The 17,983-nt window shown below is 40.8% G+C and carries 13 protein-coding genes (1 of these 13 only partly in view); 6 read left to right on the forward strand and 7 right to left on the reverse strand.

Annotated elements, in window-relative coordinates; translation table 11 throughout:
* The 5 genes from GYM62_RS13785 to GYM62_RS13805 form a co-directional block, all read right to left on the reverse strand.
* On the reverse strand, nt 1-278 hold the start of the coding sequence (locus GYM62_RS13785) for a DUF1080 domain-containing protein (RefSeq protein ID WP_219956853.1). Its footprint begins 484 nt before the window's first position; 278 of the gene's 762 nt are visible here — the first part of the coding sequence; the start codon lies at nt 276-278; its stop codon lies off the left edge, out of view.
* 3 nt (nt 279-281) lie between these two features.
* Complete coding sequence (locus GYM62_RS13790) at nt 282-1,631, reverse strand: Gfo/Idh/MocA family protein (RefSeq protein ID WP_219956854.1); 1,350 nt, start codon at nt 1,629-1,631, stop codon at nt 282-284.
* A gap of 116 nt (nt 1,632-1,747) precedes the next feature.
* Nucleotides 1,748-2,506 (reverse strand): ABC transporter substrate-binding protein, encoded by a 759-nt coding sequence (locus GYM62_RS13795; RefSeq protein WP_219956855.1) that lies wholly within the window; start codon nt 2,504-2,506, stop codon nt 1,748-1,750.
* Nucleotides 2,507-2,584: 78 nt separating this feature from the next.
* On the reverse strand, nt 2,585-3,652 hold the full coding sequence (locus GYM62_RS13800) for a M42 family metallopeptidase (RefSeq protein WP_219956856.1): 1,068 nt from the start codon (nt 3,650-3,652) through the stop codon (nt 2,585-2,587).
* Between the two features lie 160 nt (nt 3,653-3,812).
* Nucleotides 3,813-5,396, reverse strand: coding sequence for an acyl-CoA carboxylase subunit beta (locus GYM62_RS13805; RefSeq protein WP_219956857.1), 1,584 nt, complete (start codon nt 5,394-5,396; stop codon nt 3,813-3,815).
* Nucleotides 5,397-5,584: 188 nt separating this feature from the next.
* Between GYM62_RS13805 and GYM62_RS13810 the strand changes: the two genes are divergently transcribed.
* From GYM62_RS13810 to GYM62_RS13820, 3 genes are all read left to right on the forward strand, one after another.
* Nucleotides 5,585-6,526: an exopolyphosphatase gene (locus tag GYM62_RS13810; RefSeq protein ID WP_219956858.1), complete on the forward strand. Its 942-nt coding sequence runs from the start codon at nt 5,585-5,587 to the stop codon at nt 6,524-6,526.
* Between the two features lie 67 nt (nt 6,527-6,593).
* Nucleotides 6,594-7,667: an Ldh family oxidoreductase gene (locus GYM62_RS13815; RefSeq protein ID WP_219956859.1), complete on the forward strand. Its 1,074-nt coding sequence runs from the start codon at nt 6,594-6,596 to the stop codon at nt 7,665-7,667.
* Nucleotides 7,668-7,790: 123 nt separating this feature from the next.
* A complete protein-coding gene (locus GYM62_RS13820) occupies nt 7,791-9,158 on the forward strand; it encodes a Gfo/Idh/MocA family protein (RefSeq protein WP_219956860.1) in 1,368 nt (455 codons plus the stop codon).
* Between the two features lie 492 nt (nt 9,159-9,650).
* Here the strand turns inward: GYM62_RS13820 and GYM62_RS13825 are convergent, their stop codons facing one another.
* Nucleotides 9,651-10,127 (reverse strand): DUF6252 family protein, encoded by a 477-nt coding sequence (locus tag GYM62_RS13825; RefSeq protein ID WP_219956861.1) that lies wholly within the window; start codon nt 10,125-10,127, stop codon nt 9,651-9,653.
* A gap of 370 nt (nt 10,128-10,497) precedes the next feature.
* Here GYM62_RS13825 and GYM62_RS13830 point away from each other — a divergent pair, with 370 nt between their 5' ends.
* Genes GYM62_RS13830 through GYM62_RS13840 form a run of 3 tightly spaced genes read left to right on the forward strand, consistent with a single transcriptional unit; the run spans nt 10,498 to nt 14,595 of the window.
* Nucleotides 10,498-12,504: a thiamine pyrophosphate-dependent enzyme gene (locus GYM62_RS13830; protein WP_219956862.1), complete on the forward strand. Its 2,007-nt coding sequence runs from the start codon at nt 10,498-10,500 to the stop codon at nt 12,502-12,504.
* A gap of 21 nt (nt 12,505-12,525) precedes the next feature.
* On the forward strand, nt 12,526-13,839 hold the full coding sequence (locus GYM62_RS13835) for a hypothetical protein (protein ID WP_219956863.1): 1,314 nt from the start codon (nt 12,526-12,528) through the stop codon (nt 13,837-13,839).
* Between the two features lie 60 nt (nt 13,840-13,899).
* Entirely contained in the window at nt 13,900-14,595 is a 696-nt protein-coding gene (locus tag GYM62_RS13840; protein ID WP_219956864.1) for a hypothetical protein, read from the forward strand.
* 217 nt (nt 14,596-14,812) lie between these two features.
* Here GYM62_RS13840 and GYM62_RS13845 read toward each other — a convergent pair whose 3' ends face one another.
* Nucleotides 14,813-17,983 carry an efflux RND transporter permease subunit gene (locus GYM62_RS13845; protein ID WP_219956865.1) on the reverse strand — a complete coding sequence of 1,057 codons (3,171 nt, stop codon included), beginning with the start codon at nt 17,981-17,983 and terminating at the stop codon, nt 14,813-14,815.

The raw sequence follows: 17,983 nt of genomic DNA on the forward strand, positions 1-17,983 counted from the left end.
CCGCCAATATCACTTCCACCGGTCGCCCCCAGTCCTTTCATAGCTCCATCCTCAATAATCCAGTTAGAAGGAGTGGTATCTCCATTAAAAGCACGCCAACCTTCCATAGATTGCCCGTCAAATAAAAGCATCCAACCCTCAGACCGCTCTTCCTCGGTCAAAGTATTGTCCGGAACTACTACCTCTTCAACTTCTTCAATTGTTTCTTTTGGCTCATTTGGACCGCATGCCCAAAAAATTGCTGCCAAAAAGGCTCCTGTTATTATTCTAGTTTTCATAGCTTATACTAATTTCATATTTACTGGATCCCATTTGATAAATTTATCCTGGAAATAAGAATCATTACACAATAGCGCGGGTGCCGCAGCCCTGAACCCAAAAACGGGATCTTCTACTACAGTCCCTCCTGTCCTGATCGCATTAAACCAGTTTCCGAAATGATCGTAATGCGCGCCTTTCCACGATCTCTCAGCTGTGTAAGATGTTTCTCTAGGTGGTAAAATTTTAGCTCTCTCCTCCTGACCTGAAGCAGCACGTAATTTTGCCTGCTCTTTCATAAAAGGATCATCGCTCTCAGCATTTTGATTTAACTTCACTACCACCTCCTCCCACTTCACATCCATTGAGCCTTTAGTACCAACGATTCTCAGATAAGTTGTACCGCTGGTTCCGTCTACAAAATTACATCTCAATGACAGATTGAACCCAGGATGCTCAGGAGTTTCAGGGTAATCAAAAGAACCTAATAGTACATCAGGCACTTCTCTTCCGTCTTTCCAATATCTCAATCCCCCCATAGAAGAAACCTTACTTGGGCCTTTGGAATTGGTAATAAAATGAAGACTGGAAAATAGGTGGACGAAAAGATCCCCTGACATTCCGGTTCCATAATCCAAGTAGTTTCTCCATCTGAAAAATCTCAACGGATCCCATTCCCTATCTGTAGTATTGGAAATATACCTCTTCCAGTCTACTGTTTTTGGACTTCCATCAGCAGGAACATTGTACTGCCAAGCCCCTTCTGGGGACATTCTTGCCCAGAATCCTTCTGCATATACAATATCTCCTATTACTCCTGCGGCTAAAAGTTCTTTTGCTTTTTCATTACCAAGCGATGATAAGCCTTGGGAACCAACAACCATCACCTTACCGGACTTTTTCCATGCATTGATTACATCCATCCCTTGAGCCACACTGTGAACCATAGGCTTTTCACAGTATACATGCTTTCCTGCGTTCATAGCATCAATAGATATTTGCTTATGCCAATGATCAGGGGTAGCAATGATTACTGCATCTACGTCCGAACGCTTAAGTAACTCCTTATGATCTTTGGTTGTGAAGATATTGGACCCCCATTTTTGTTTGGCAGATTCCAATCTTCCATCGTACAAATCACAAACAGCTGTCATTTGAACGTTGGCATGGCGAAGGGCCGTATTCATATCTTCCGTCCCCATAATGCCCGCACCGATCAAGCCCAAACGTATAGGCTGAGCAGCATCCCAAGTCGTATTTCGATTGAGAAATTGGATATCCGGTTGGTCATTTGCAAAAACAGCGGGTGCAATTGCTGCTGTCCCAGCAGTCAAACCCAGTTTTTTCAAAAAACTCCTTCTGTTATTCTTCATTATCTGAATAGGTTTATGGTTAATTGAATCGAAAAGTTAATTGAAATTTTTAAAAAAGTGTGCTCAGAAAATAAAATTTTTCATGACGATAAGATGAAAGATAATTTTATGGCTTTCTAAAGGCTTTGAAAATACCTTTTACTTTTCAATAATCTTGAACCATACCAAGAAAACATTTCCCCATCTACAATTTTGATTTTCTTATTCGGAAAAAGCCCTTCAAATTCTTCGATATGCTTCTCTTTGAAAGGAAATGGCTCTGAGCTTAATAAAATCCATTCAGGATCTAGGCTTTTAATTTCTTCAATGCTCAATTCAGGATATCTTTCCTGAGCAATTACATTTTCAAAGCCAGCATATCTCAACATTTCATCGATAAATGTATTTCTCCCTGCAGCCATCATAGGCTTGTTCCAAATAAGGTAAACAGCCTTTCCCTTCTTAGGCATTGGTTTTAAAAATTCTTGAGAAATCTGAACACTAAGCTCTTTGGCTTTTTCCTGAGATTCGGTCAATTCACCGATTGAGCGAATCATTTCCAGTGCATCTGGAATTGTAAAAATATCTGACATCCATACAGGAAATCGCTCAGCAAGTTTTTCTATGCCTTTCTGATCATTTTCTTCTTTATTCCCAATGATCAGATCGGGTTTCAATTCCTCAATGACTTCAAACCTATAATTTTTGGTCCCTCCCACTATAGTTTTTGATTTCTTAAGGCCTTTGGGATGAATACAAAATTTGGTGACCCCAACTATTCTATCCTCCAAACCTAAGTCAACCAAAAGCTCTGTCTGAGATGGAACCAAAGAAACAATCCGCTGGGGAGGATGCGGAAGAAAAATTGTTCTGTTAAGTTGGTCAGTGAATTCCATTTGAAAAAAGTTATTGGTTATTAGTTATTGGAAATAGACTTAAACTCTCTATCCAAATAACTAATAACCAACATACCATTAACTAATATATCTAAAATCAAAAGAGGGATCAAATTCCATCAGGAATTCAAACATCAAATTGATCACCTGTTCGATATCATCCTTACTGGCCGTTTCTACGGTAGTATGCATATATTTTAGAGGCAATGAAATCAAGGCAGAAGGAACACCCTCATTTGAATAGGCGAAGGCATCCGTATCTGTACCGGTACTTCTGGAAGCTGCGGCTCTTTGAAATGGAATTTCCTTCTTTTTTGCAGTTTCAATAATGAGGTCCAGCAATTTTTTGTGTACTGAGGCTCCATAGGTAAGAACAGGCCCTTTTCCGGCAGTTTGATCTCCGCTAGTCACCTTATTATATAACGGTGCAGTGGTATCATGACATACATCGGTTATAATAGCGACATTCGGTTTGATTCTATGAGCAATCATTTCAGCACCTCGAAGACCAATTTCTTCCTGAACGGCATTGACCACATATAATCCAAAAGGAAGCTTTTTACCAGACTCTTTGATTTTTTTGGCTACTTGTGCAATCATGTAGCCTCCGATTCTGTTATCCAATGCCCGGCCAGAATAGAATTTATTGTTCAGCTCGATTAATTCATCTTTGAATGTGATCACGCATCCCACATGAATTCCCATTTTTTCTACTTCCTCTTTGGATCTGGCTCCTACATCTATAAATATATTATCTAATGTAGGTGCATCCTCTTTTCCTTCTTTTCTAACGTGAATAGCTGGCCAGCCAAACACCCCCGGTATAATTCCTTTGTCAGTATGAATATTTACCCGCATGGAAGGAGCAATCATGTGATCGGATCCACCATTTCTACGCACATAGATATAGCCATCATCTTTTATATAATTGACAAACCAGCTGATTTCATCAGCATGCGCTTCAATGACTACTTTATATTCAGCCTCTGGATTAATGACACCCACTGCAGTACCATAGTTATCTGTAAAATAAGTGTCTGTAAAAGGTTTGATATAATCCAGCCAAATCTGCTGACCTGATGCTTCAAAACCAGTTGGAGAGGCGTTGTTGAGGTATTTGTGAAGAAATGTGGTTTCGATGTTCATGTTTTGTGTTAAAGATTACTTCTTATAAAACTTGATTATTCGACATTCATCATTCGATGTTCGATATTAATGGTTCAAAGTTCAGCGTTCAATGTTCCCAATTGCTTTCTGACAGCATTGTGGGCCCCCAAAAGAAAACGAAAACTTCAAAACAAGCTTACTACAACGGAATATTCCCATGCTTTTTCCTAGGAAGCTTATCCACTTTATTTTCCAGCATTTTGAATGCCTTGATTAATTTGGTTCGGGTTTCTGACGGAATGATGACCTCGTCGATAAAGCCTCTATGTGCTGCACGATATGGATTGGCAAACTTGGCTGTATAGTCATCCACTTTCTCTTGCAATTTTGCTTCGGGATCTTCCGCTTCCGCAATCTCTTTTCGGAAAATTATCTCAGAAGCACCCTTAGCTCCCATCACTGCAATTTCAGCTGTTGGCCAAGCAAAATTCAAGTCAGCTCCAATGTGCTTGGAGTTCATTACATCATAAGCACCCCCATAGGCTTTTCTGGTAATCACAGTAATTCTTGGAACAGTGGCCTCGGAAAAAGCATAAAGCAATTTTGCCCCGTTTGTAATAATACCATTCCACTCTTGGTCTGTACCGGGTAAGAACCCAGGAACATCAACCAAGACCAATAAGGGAACATTAAAGCTATCGCAAAATCTTACAAACCGTGCCGCTTTGATAGAAGCATGGTTGTCCAAAACCCCTGCCATAGATTGAGGCTGGTTTCCAACGATCCCGATACTCCTCCCAGCTAATCTGGCAAAGCCAACAACGATATTATCTGCATAATTCTCATGAACTTCTAAAAATGAGTCAGCATCAACAATTCCTTTAACAGCATCCCGAATATCATAAGGATGATTTGGATTTTCAGGAACAATAGAGTCCAGCTCCGCTCTGCTCTCATCATCCTTCATTTCGTAAGGATACACTGGGGCAATTTCTTCGCAGTTTTGAGGGATATAGCTGAGAATTTCTTTGATATGGCGGATACACTCTACCTCATTTTTACAGGAAAAATGAGTTACTCCAGATTTGGTGCTGTGCGCAGAAGCCCCCCCTAATTCTTCAGCAGTTACATTTTCCTGCGTCACTGTTTTTACAACATTAGGCCCAGTTACAAACATATATGAGGTATTCTCAACCATCAAAATAAAATCCGTAATGGCTGGAGAGTAAACAGCTCCTCCTGCACAAGGTCCCATAATAGCGGAAAGCTGAGGAATCACACCCGAAGCAAGGGTATTCCGGTAAAATATATCGGCATAGCCCCCTAGAGAGTTAACGCCTTCTTGAATTCTTGCTCCTCCAGAATCATTCAAACCAATCACAGGAGCACCGTTTTTCATGGCCATGTCCATGATTTTACAGATTTTTTCTGCATGGGTTTCAGAAAGTGAGCCCCCAAAAACCGTAAAATCCTGAGAAAAGACGTATACCAAACGCCCGTGAATTTCACCATATCCAGTCACTACCCCGTCGCCCAAGTAATGCTCTTTGTCTAAGCCAAAATCTTTGGCTCTGTGCATAACAAACTTGTCTACTTCTTGGAATGAGCCCTCATCAAGTAGCAAATCAATTCGCTCTCTTGCAGTGAGCTTCCCTTTCTTATGCTGTGCAGCTATCCGGGCTTCTCCTCCGCCCAGTAATGCCTCTTCATTTTTCTTTTTTAATAAATCAATTTTCTCCTGATTTCCCGGAGCGGTATAAATGGGTTTATTCTGATTTTCCATGAAAGAATCCTTTGTGTTAGCCAAATATAACAGGCTTTGTCAAGGCGGAAAAAAATATCCTGAAGAGTGAGAGAATAATCTTTTCTAAAGCAGCATAACCTTCTGAAATAAATGACAATTAAAATTTGAATTCTCAATGGATTTTAGAATTAGTTTCTATATTCGCCCATCCAAAATTTTGGCAGCTTATGAGTACCCGAAAGGCCGCGGTGATAGATATGGGAACCAATACATTTCACTTGCTATTGGTTGAAATTAATGATGGAGATTTCAAGACAATCTACAAGGAGAAAATCCCTGTAAAACTCGGTCAAGGCGGAATCAATCAGGACAGAATTGCTCCCGAGGCTCTCAAAAGAGCTTACCACACGCTTCGCCACTTTAGAAACATGATTGATGGAGAAAAAATCGAACATGTTTTTGCTTTTGCAACCAGCGCTGTCAGAAATGCCCAAAATGGACAAGAGTTTGTAGACGAGGTCCGCAAAACCCTCAACATTGATATCAAGGTGATTTCCGGAGAGGAGGAAGCCATGATGATTTATGAAGGCATCAAATTATCTGGCTCTCTGAACGGACAAACTGAATTGATGATGGATATAGGCGGAGGGTCTGTGGAATTTATCATCGGAAACTCTGAAGAGGTTTTTTGGAAAAAAAGTTTTGAAATTGGTGGACAGCGATTATTGGAATTATTTCATCACCACGACCCCATCTTGCCTGATGAAATAATCAGACTCTATGACTATTTAGAGGAAAAACTACAACCACTTTTAGAAGCTATCAAAACCCACCGACCCAGCAGCTTGGTAGGCGCCTCCGGTACTTTTGATACATTGACGGATATCTATTTCGAGTCTATGCTGCAGTGTAAACTAACTGGGCAGCATGTATTTGAACTCCCGAGTCCTGAGTTTCACAGAATTCATCAAATGCTCCTGACTCTCAATCGGGAGGAAAGATTACAGATTCCCGGTATGATTCCTATGCGAGTTGATATGATAGTGGTAGCCTCTACTCTGATTGATTTCATCTTGCGCTATGTGCCTGTGGATTCTATGACTTGTTCTCATTATGCTTTGAAAGAAGGAGCTATCTCCACTCTTTTAAAACAGGTAACTACCTCCTAAATCCTGCCTATTTCTTCTCAATCCTGTTATCTTTGTTTTGTACATCGAAACCTAGACTGATTGACCTATGGCTATTTTTACCTACGACCAACTCTATAAGTTTACTCATGATATGCTGATCAAAATCGGCTGTCCGGAGGTTCATGCTCAAATTGGGGCCGAGGTCTTGCTTTCAGCAGATATGAGAGGCGTAGATAGTCATGGAGTTGCTAGACTTTCAGGCTATGTGAGGCTATGGGAAAAAGGTAGGATTAATACCAACCCCAATATTCGAATTGTCCATGAGAGTCCCTCAACAGCTGTAGTCGATGGGGATGGAGGATTGGGATTAGTGGTCGCTCCCTATGCCATGAATGTTGCTATCGAGAAAGCAAGTAAAGCAGGAACAGGCTGGGTTTCCGTCAGAAACTCCAACCATTACGGAATTGCTGGATACCATGCAATGATGGCTTTGGATCACGATATGATTGGAATTTCTTTGACCAATGCCAGTCCCTTAGTCAGCCCTACTTTTTCAAAGGAAAGGCTATTAGGTACCAATCCAATTTCTGTGGCCATCCCGGCAGATCAAGAGCCTCCTTTTGTAGCAGATATGGCTACAACCACAGCAGCTAACGGGAAATTAGAGATTCTTCAACGGAAAGGAAAAGATGCTCCAGAGGGCTGGATTCAGGATAAAGAAGGTCTTCCTACTACCTCTGCCAATGGAGTAAAAGATGGAGGCGCCTTGCTCCCATTGGGAGGGGATAGAGAGCATGGTTCCCATAAAGGGTATGCATTGGGTTCTATTGTCGATATTTTCTCGGCGGTACTTTCGGGAGCTAATTATGGGCCGTGGGTCCCTCCTTTTGTAGCTTTTTTAGAGCCTGACCCCAATCCGGTAGGTGAAGGAATAGGACACTTTTTTGGTGCTATGCGTGTGGATGCTTTTAGACCGGCAGATGAATTTAAATCCCATATGGACAATTGGATCAGAAGATTTAGATCAGCCAAACCAACTCCTGGAAATGAAAAAGTTTTGATTCCAGGTGATCCGGAAAGAGAGTTAGAAGAAGAAAGAAGAAAAGATGGAATCCCTTTATTGGATCCTGTGGTCAAAGATTTGACTGAGTTGGGAGAAAAGTTTGGGGTAAAATTTTAAATAAAAAGAGAGCTCGGTAAATACTGAGCTTTTTTTATTGAAATCCGCCTATCCCATCCTCATTTGTTGAATTGAGCACTTTTTGTATCTTGTTTTTAGCAATTATCTCAAACCCAATTACCTATGAATCAATTCAACCGCCGAGACTTTTTAAAAGGCTCTTCTGCACTAATGACCCTTGCAAGTTTTGGACTGCTGGGCATGGACTTTAAAGATCAAACAGGCCCAATTCGGGTTGCCCTTATAGGAACAGGATGGTACGGAAAATCCGATCTTTTCAGACTGATCCAAGTTGCAGATGTGGAAGTAGTGGGATTAGCTGACCCCGATCGCCGGATTCTGGAAGCTGCTGGAAAACTTGTTTCAGAACGTCAAAAATCCAAGAAAGTACCTGCCTTGTACGAAGATTATCAGGAGCTCCTGAAAAAAGAAAAGGCTGAGTATGTTTTAATTGGCTCTCCGGATCATTGGCACGCCTTAATGGCTATTGATGCCCTCAAGGCAGGAGCCCATGTTTATCTGCAAAAGCCTATCTCAGTAGATGTCATTGAGGGTGAAGCTATTTTAGCTGCTGCGAGGAAGTATGATAGAAAAGTTCAGATTGGAACCCAGCGAAAATCAACCCCTCATCTCATTCAGGCTAAAAAAGAGATTATTGATACGGGCAAACTTGGAAAGATAAGCCATGCAGAAGTATGCTGTTATTTCCACATGAGAGCTAATGGAAATCCTCCAGTGGAGCCGGTACCCGACTTTTTCAATTACGATTTGTGGACTGGGCCGGCACCCTTGAGACCCTATGATGGATTACCTCATATCCGCTGGTGGAGGACATTCATGGAATATGGAAATGGTATTACCGGTGATATGTGTGTACACATGCTAGATACAGTCAGATGGATGCTCCAGTTGGGCTGGCCGACTCAGGTCACCTCCACCGGAGGCATTTATGTTCAAAAGGAAGGCAAATCCAATATCTCAGATACCCAAACTGCCATTTTTCAATTCCCTGAACTGGAAGTAGTCTGGCAACATAGAACTTGGGGTAATCCTGCCGATCCTGAATATCCTTGGGCATTTAAAATCTATGGAGAAAAGGGAATGCTCGCTGGCAGTACCATGCAGGCAGACTTCTTCCCATATGGTGAAGGAGAGGAGCCTAAGCATTATGATGTAGTCTATGAAAAAGAACAATATCCAGAAGATGTCACTGAAGAAAGGATAGAACTGAATGCAGCTCCGGCCACAAGATTACATATGAAAGACTGGCTCAAAGCGATTGAGAATGATACACTGCCTGTTGCGGATGTAGAAAATGGACACATCTCAACAGCTTCCTGTATTTTGGCAAATATTTCTATGGAATTGGGAGGAAGACCTCTCAAATATGATCCAAAAACAAGAACTGTAATTGGAGACCCGGAAGCCACCGCCAAACTGAGAAGACCATATAGGGCTCCTTATATACACCCAGAGCCAGATCAGGTTTAATATTGTAATAAGTAGGCAGTCAATTATGATTGCCTACTTTTGTTTTACCCCAAAGATCAATGAGTGAAATAATAAGAGGAACTCAGAGAGTGAAAATACTACTACCCCATTTTTCAGTTTATTTCTCAGCCTTTCTTCAAAGTCTTGAATTCCGACTTTACGAGACTGCCTAACCCGGAGAAAGTGGGCCTCACCCGATTAAAAGTTGTTGTTTCATTAAATAAAATCGAATGCTGAAAGTTTAGCATCAGGACAGAAAATCTTGATGGGTTTGCAATGAAGCCTCTAAACTTTCCTTAGGCCTGTGTTCACTGCCTACTGCTAACTTAAGACTGCCAACTTTTGATGGTGGATTAAGGCTATTAAATAAATCAAATATTCAATTTGAAGAATGGCTAAAATTCAGACATTTCAGCTTTCTCACTTTAGATTTCAGCCTTTCCAGCTTTCTCACTTTAGAATTCAAACTTTTCACTTAAAAATTCAACCCTACTACTCAGCGGGCACTTGATTGATTACTCCATCTGTTACTTGAACGGTATTCCCTTGGGCATCTTTCCCTGAGGCAGTGAAGGTTCCGGAGATAATTGAGCTCTTTTGGCTGATTTTTATAGTACCGCTGCTTCCAGAGAATCCTCCTGATCCATTGGCTTTAAAAAACTGAAAACTTGCATCTCCTGAACTCCAATTTTGACCCACAATCGGGTAATCACCGGCGCTACTCCCATAAAAATCAATTTCTATATTTTCATAATTAGCTCCTGATCCATTTTCATAATAAATCCTGGTCCTCTGACCATTGATATCATACCAAACTGCATTCACCTGTACGTCTGCTCCGTTCAATTTGAAACATACTTTCCCTGCTGGGCAATTTCCTGAAACAGGATCATTTTCATCGTCACTTTCGCAGGCAAGCAGAAAAATGCTTACCACAAGAATTGAAAGGAGAGTTCTGAGATTTTTCATAATACACGATTTTAATTTTGAAACAATTACCTAAAAGCCTTTAATGGCCTATTTGGTAAGCTAATTTGATTCAAAACTGAATAGGATTCCATACGACATTTGCCTTATTCCTATCAATTGGATCTCCTTGTTTCTCAAATATTACCAAAACATCAACGAACCCTTTTTTATTTAAAACAAGCTTAACGTCCTATTTAAGGCAGACCAAGTCCTTTTCTCTAATTTTGAACTGTACAGCAAATACTTTTTAACTTCTTGCATTACACTTTTAGCCCCGACAATCGTCGGGGCCACTTTGCAGGAATCTTCCTGAAAATTTCCCTTGAGATTTTAAGCCCTTCTTGTACCTTAGATGGGTAATTCTTGCCTTATGGAAACCAGTACAACCCAAGCAACCGCTTTAAATTTTGATCGAAAAAATCTGAGTAACCAAAAATTATTGGATCTCTATGAATCCCTGATTATGCCTAGAAGGATTGAGGAAAAAATGCTCATTCTTCTCCGACAAGGCAGGATTAGTAAATGGTTTAGCGGTTGGGGACAGGAAGCTATTTCAATCGGAGCTGTGAATGCCTTGAAAAAGGATGAATTCATTCTTCCTATGCACAGGAATTTGGGGATTTTTACCGGTAGAAATATCCCCTTGGAGCGACTTTTCGCCCAGTTTCAAGGTAAAAAATCCGGTTTCACCAAAGGTCGAGATCGATCTTTCCATTTTGGAACTGTTGAGCATCATATCGTAGGAATGATTTCCCATTTGGGTCCACAGCTGGCTATTGCTGATGGTATCGCTTTAGCCGATAAATTATCCGCGCAAAATAAAGTCACTTTGGTTTTTTCCGGAGATGGAGCAAGTTCTGAAGGTGACTTTCATGAAGGCCTAAATGTAGCAGCCGTTTGGAAACTTCCGGTGATTTTTGTGATAGAGCATAATGGTTATGGACTTTCTACCCCAAGTGAAGAGCAGTTTGCTTTTAAATATTTTACTGAAAAAGGGCCTGGATATGGCATGGAGACTGTTCGGGTTGAAGGCAACAATGTCTTAGACGTTTACCAAACCATTCTTGAACTGGCCGAAGACATCCGAAAAAACCCTAGACCGGTTTTGGTTGAAGCCATTACTTTCAGAATGAGAGGACATGAGGAAGCCTCCGGGACGAAATATGTGCCCAAACAGTTAATGGAAGATTGGGCTAAGTTAGACCCCGTAGACAATTACGAGGCATATCTGGAATCCATTGGTTTGCTTGACGAAAAAACCAAAGAGCAAATCAATAAAAAAGTCAAAAAAGCAATCAATGATGGGCTGGAAAAAGCATTTGCTGAGGAAGCTATAATTCCGGATCTAAATGAGGAATTAGCAGACATGTATTTTCCTTATGTACAAAAACTGATTCAGCCACAAAGTGGAAAAAGCAGCGAAAAGCGATTTGTAGATGCCATCAGTGATGGACTCCGACAGTCTATGGAAAAGTACCCCAACTTAATTTTGATGGGTCAGGATATAGGAGAGTATGGAGGAGTTTTTAAAATCACTGATGGATTCAAAAAACAATTTGGAGCTGATCGAGTAAGAAACACTCCTCTCTGTGAAAGTGCTATCATTGGAGCAGGTCTTGGGCTTTCTATTAAAGGATACAAGGCAATGGTTGAAATGCAATTCGCTGACTTTGTCTCCGTAGGTTTTAATCAGATTGTCAACAATTTGGCCAAAATCCATTACCGCTGGGGACAACAAGCAGATGTTGTGGTTCGAATGCCTACAGGAGCTGGTATGGCTGCAGGCCCTTTTCACTCCCAGTCTAATGAGGCATGGTTTTTTCATACCCCTGGTTTGAAAATTGTCTATCCTTCTAATCCCTACGATGCGAAAGGCTTATTAAATGCAGCCTTGGAAGACCCGAACCCTTATTTGTATTTCGAGCATAAAGGCCTTTACCGATCCATCAGTGAAAGTATCCCGGATGATTATTACACAGTGGAAATCGGAAAAGCCAATCTGATCCAAGAAGGTGAGCAAGTCTCCATCATCACCTACGGAATGGGAGTTCATTGGGCAAAAAAAGCAGTGGAAGAGCTTTCCATTTCCGCAGATATTTTGGACTTGAGAACGCTCCTTCCTTGGGATCAAGAAGCAGTGAAAAACACGGTTCAAAAAACAGGAAAAGTAATTTTCTTGCAGGAAGATACCCTCACAGGAGGTATTGGCGCCGAAATCTGTGCTTGGATTTCAGAGCATTGTTTTCAGGATTTGGATGCTCCTGTCATGAGAGAAGGAAGTTTGGATACTGCAGTGCCATTTGCACCGAGTTTAGAAAAACAATTTTTACCTGAAAACCGATTTAAAATCAAATTGCAAAGTCTTATCAATTACTAAGTTTCATATTCCATCTTTTCTATGAAAAAAATCACTTTCGCATTTTTCATTTTCCTCCTTTGCCTGAAGACAAGTCTACAAGCCCAAAATTTCGTAGGAGGAAACATTGGCCAATATTCCGGCATATTTGGTGTTTTGGAAAACCCCGCTCTGGCAAAGGATGACTCCTATAAATTAGATGTCAACCTGTTTGCTGTCAGTGGTTTTCTGGGAAATGACTATGTGGCTATTGACTTTAGTGACTGGAATAGCTTTCGGGACGGTTTTAATTTTGACACAGATTTAAGCAGAAGTCCCAATCCAAGAAATAAGTTTTTCGGAAATGGAGATGTTTTAGGTCCTTCAGTGCTTTTCCAACTAAACTCAACCAGTGGATTAGCTATCAGTTCAAGATTTAGAACATTCTTTAACATCTACAATCTTGATGGGGAAATATACGACCTAGCCTCCTCTGTGGATATCAATTCTGATTTTGGAGTAACTCTTGAGCAACTTTCGGGAACGGGACATGGCTGGGGAGAAGTGGGTCTGAGTTATGCAAGAACACTTATAAATTCGAACCAACTGGAATTGAATGCGGGAGTTACGCTTAAATATTTGATCGGAGGAGGAGGCGTTTTCGGTTACAGCCAACGACTTCAAGCTAATTATGCATCATCCAATAAAGCACTCACTACCTCTGGATCTTTGGATTATGCATATACTGAAGGTTTTGAAAATGATTCTTTCAGTCTTTCTTCCGGAAGTTCGGGACTAGGAGCAGATTTAGGAATTTCTTTTAAAATACCTTCAAGCGACCAGTCTCTTTCTAGTTATAAATTAAAAGGAGGGATTTCCATCACAGATTTAGGGAAAGTCTCCTATGATAACAGCACCTTTTTTGACTACGATCTAAACGCTACGATTAATTCGGATGAGTTTAGAAATAAAACTTTGGATGAGGTGCTGGCAGATAACTACCCAGGATCAGAAAGTAGAAGAAATCTAGATTTTCAGTTGCCTACAGCTTTCCGGGCATTTGTTGATTTGCCAATCACTTCTGGACTATTTGTCAGTTTGCAAACAGCAGTAAGCTTGAGGGAATTTGGTGAAAACCCGAGTTCCAGTTTGATTAATTTTATCACCTTGAATCCAAGGTTTGAGAAGAAATGGTTCAGCATCTATTCACCTTTAAGTTTTAGACAGTATCAGAGTGGTCCAGCTTGGGGTTTAGGCTTTCGTGCAGGACCAGTTATGCTGGGTTCTGGCTCCATTCTATCCAATCTTTTGGCTAGCAATTCATATTCCACAGACTTATATGTGGGTTTGAGGATACCTATCTACAGCAAGCAATAAATTTCGAAATCTCAAAAACCCAAATACTTTACCTACGTTGATTGGGTAAATGGTGTAAAAATGAAAAAGGCATTTTTGGGGTTTATTTTATTTCTAGCTTCTTCAATTACCGCCTATCCTCAATTCTTTTTGGCTGGTGGACATTTGAATGGAGGGCTTCCTTCAGGAAGATTTAAGCAGGAAACCGGATCCATTTTCATTCCTTCGGTATCTGCTTTACTACTATATGAATTCCCCACTACTCCACTTCAAGTTGGATTGGAAATCAGCTATGGCATTTATGGGTCAGAGCTTCAAAAAAGAAATGATCTATTTCCGGGATTTAATCAGGAATTGAGGTTGAGAAGGAATAACAATCTTGCCTCGGGAATGATAGTTCTCCGATATTTGCCTTGGGTGAATACCAAAATCACCCCATTTATAGAAGCTCAAATGGGGACTAATTACCTCTATACCCGGTATAAAATTCGTGATAATATTTTTGAAACTGAGTCCATTGAAAGTGGCAAAGATTACGAGGATTGGGTCATAGGATATAAAATTGGGACAGGTATTCAAATCCCATTAGGGTTTAATGACAACCTAAGGCTTGAGCTTAGAGGAACTTTTCAGGATGGTGGAAATGTGCGCTTCCTCCAAAAAGGAGATGTCGGCTATGACCCAGATGAAGGAATTTTCCTCTATGATTTCAGAAGATCCCCATTGCAATACATGACTTTTTCAGTGGGGATTATTGGGATTGATGTGTTTAGATAGAAAATTCAATGGTTTGATTATCCGTAATTTTGCCACTTACCATATTTTCTTTGTTTGATCTATTGGATACTTCGACTTCGCTCAGCACAGGCAACCGAAGACCGAAGTTTTGGGATTCTGATCCTTTGGGCTAACACTAAGCCATATTCTTCTTCTTGCTGGTAAGCAAGCGGATATCCACGTAAAATAATATTAAGATAAAGAATTAAAGAGGAGCCTAATTCTTCCAAAATCTCCAACCTCGACTTTTACCAGTCTTTTGAATTTGCGCTGACGTTGAGTCAATCATTTTTTCTTTTTTCCACAAAAAGACAGGCAAAGCCCAAAACACCCCTACCATACTAAAAACCAGTCCTCCTATAGTTCCTATTGCCAAGGAAAACCAGAAAATTTCATTTTGACCCTCCATAATAAATGGGATCAAACCAAAGCAAGTAGATAAAATAGTCAAAAGAATAGGAATGGCTTTTCCAGCTACCGACTTCAAGACATTCTTATTGTAATTCCCTTTCAATCTATTATTCAAATCATTGACTATGAAGATCCCTGCATTTACGGCCAGACCTCCCAGCATGACAAAAGCGGCATATCCTCCTTGGTCAAAGTAGAAATCAAAGAGTGAAAAGATCAAAAAGAGCCCGATAAAACTGATTGGAATGATCGCAATGATATACACAGGCTGCTTCAGGTTTTCAAACAGGACTGCACAAATCATAAAAATCCCAATAATCAGGAATCCAAGAAGAGAATATTGACGTTTGGCCTTTTCGTAGTTGAAACTCCAAGTTTGCTTATCTGCTGTATACCCAATAGGCATGACCTGCTTCATTTCTTCCAAAACTTCGTCCAAATACTCGTTTCCAAACTTGCCCGAACCCATATATTCAAATGCCACCGCTCGGATATACTGGCGGTCCTCTTTATGGAGAGCATTAGTAGTGGTTTCTTTGGTCAGGGTCCCATAATCTGTAATCTTAAATATTCTATCCTCCCCACTGATCAACCCCTTTTGCTCCAGATCAAACTTGCTAAAATCACCTGCATTGGCTTCCCTGATCACCAAATCATAGTTTTTATCTTCCAAAGTTAAAAAACCGGATGGCCCTTGAGGTTTGCTCAGGTCCAGCATGGTATTGATCAGTTCAAACTGATTGGTTTTACCCAAAGCAATCTGGTTTTGATTGAGCCGGAGTACATATTCCTGTGTTTTTTGCTCTCCCCATCCCAAACGCTCATTGGTATTAACTTCCTGAATTCGCTTATGCTTGAGCAGTTTTTCTGCCAACACATTGGCCTGGCGTTCCAGTTCATCAAAATTGTAGCCCTTCATGGTCACCCGAAACGATGGAATTCCTTCACCTCCACCACCGGTGTAGAAACCTTGCCCTACTCCATAGATATTCCACTGGGCACCACTCCAGTCTGTTGATTTGACAGATAATTTCCCTTTGAGCTGATAAGGCAGTGCTGAGCGTTCATAGGCTTCTTTAAACGTAATAGTGATTTGACCTCTCTGACCTGATGCCACATAGGTCACAAACTGATCTATTCCCTCCACACCTTTCAGGTAGGCTTCAAATTCCCGCATGATAAAATCCATCTGATCCAGCGTATTTCCAAAAGGTAAACGGGCGGACACATAGAGTCTGGTCTTTTCAGCTTCCCTGTAGGAGCTTTTCTCGAAAACTCCTCTTACAAACATTCGAACAGAACCTCCCAGTCCTTTATCCACATAAGGCCGGATTTCTTCCTGATAAAAAGTACTGCCAATGGTACTATTGTACCATTCATGACCTTCCCATTTTGCCGGAAGGTAAAAAATCGGAATTCCGAAAAGTAAAATCAACAGTGTCACAAATGTCTTTCTATACCTAGCAGTCCAAGCTATTGCACCCTCATATAGCTGAAGATTTTTAGCCCGCCTTCTCAGCTGGGGAATGCTCAACTTTCTACCTTTTTGGGCAGATTCTTTAAACAGTACCTCATAAAATGCTGGGGTAAAAAACAAAGCGATTAACAAGGATATTCCCAGCATCACTGAAACCACGATGGAGAATTCCGTCAAATTCTTTTGATCTTCTTCCGGTAGGAAAAATACGATCATCAGTGCCGCTATGGTAGTCAGAGAGGCCGCCAATAAAGCCAAAAACACTCGCCTGTTTCTATGCTTATGCAAATGATCAATCATGATGATCGCATTGTCCACGATCAAACCAAAACTAATCGTCAATCCTGCCAAAGAATACAGATGAATATCCACTTTCAGGAAATAGAGGATAATCGCACACAAACTCAGATTGATCAGAATACCCAAAAACAATATGCTGAGATATTTGAGATTGCGGTTGATCAGGAAAATAAATACAATCAGGATCAAAATGGAGAGCCCAGATCGCTTATAAATCTTATCCAGCTCTTTGTCTAAGAACTCCGTATCATCATTTTCCAAACGCACTTCAAATCCCGCTGGCAGCAATACCTTAGAATTCTCAATGGCTTGTTTTAGATTTTTAGCCAAGAGAACCTTATTGACTCCCTCCCGATTGAAAACTGAGACCGTAACCGAGTTATTTCCATTAATTCTATAATAGGAATTGGCCTCTTCTTCTTCCAGTGTAAGCTTGGCTACATCTCTGAGAAATACATCCTTTCCATCCACCTGACCTATGCGAAGATTCTCCAGTTGCTTCAAATCTTTCAGAGAGCGGTCCACCTGGACAAAAAGAGTTTCACCCTTATTATTCAGAACTGAACCAGGGAAGTTTCTCCCAAAAGCCTGATTGATTTGGCTGGTGAGCTGACCACGGGAAAAGCCAAATGCCTGCAGCTTCTGAACATCAAAAGTGACATACAACTGCAAATCATTTGCTCCTCGAATCGTCACTTCCTCCACTTCTTCAAAAATGGTTAAGGCCGGCTTAATGACATCTTCGGTGATTTTTTTGATTTCAAAGGATGCAAAAGGACCGTTGACAGAATAGGTCAGAATGGGAGTTTTAAAGTCAGTTCTAGCTTGCTCGCTTTGCGTGACAATAGGATAAGTGACTCGGGAGTCCAACTGAGGATAAACTTGACGGATTAGAGAAGAAACCTCAAACTTCTTCATCTCCATATCCGATTTTTTATCAAACCTCAAGGTGATATTTCCCTGATTATAATTAGAAATGGAGTTGATTTTTTTGAGCTCGGAAAGCTGGGACATTGCCCCTTCCAAAGGTGATGTGGCAAGTTTTTCTACAATTTCGGGAGAAGAGCGTGGAACTTGATAGGAAATAGACAGGACGGGTTCGCGCTCTCTGGGATTCAAATCCACAGACAGTAGAGGTATGACTGCCACTCCCATGATAGCCAAAACAACAAACGCAACTAATACTCGAAATGGGGTCAT

It is taken from the genome of Algoriphagus sp. NBT04N3, from assembly GCF_019443765.1.
GTDB classification, from domain to species: Bacteria; Bacteroidota; Bacteroidia; order Cytophagales; family Cyclobacteriaceae; genus Algoriphagus; species Algoriphagus ornithinivorans.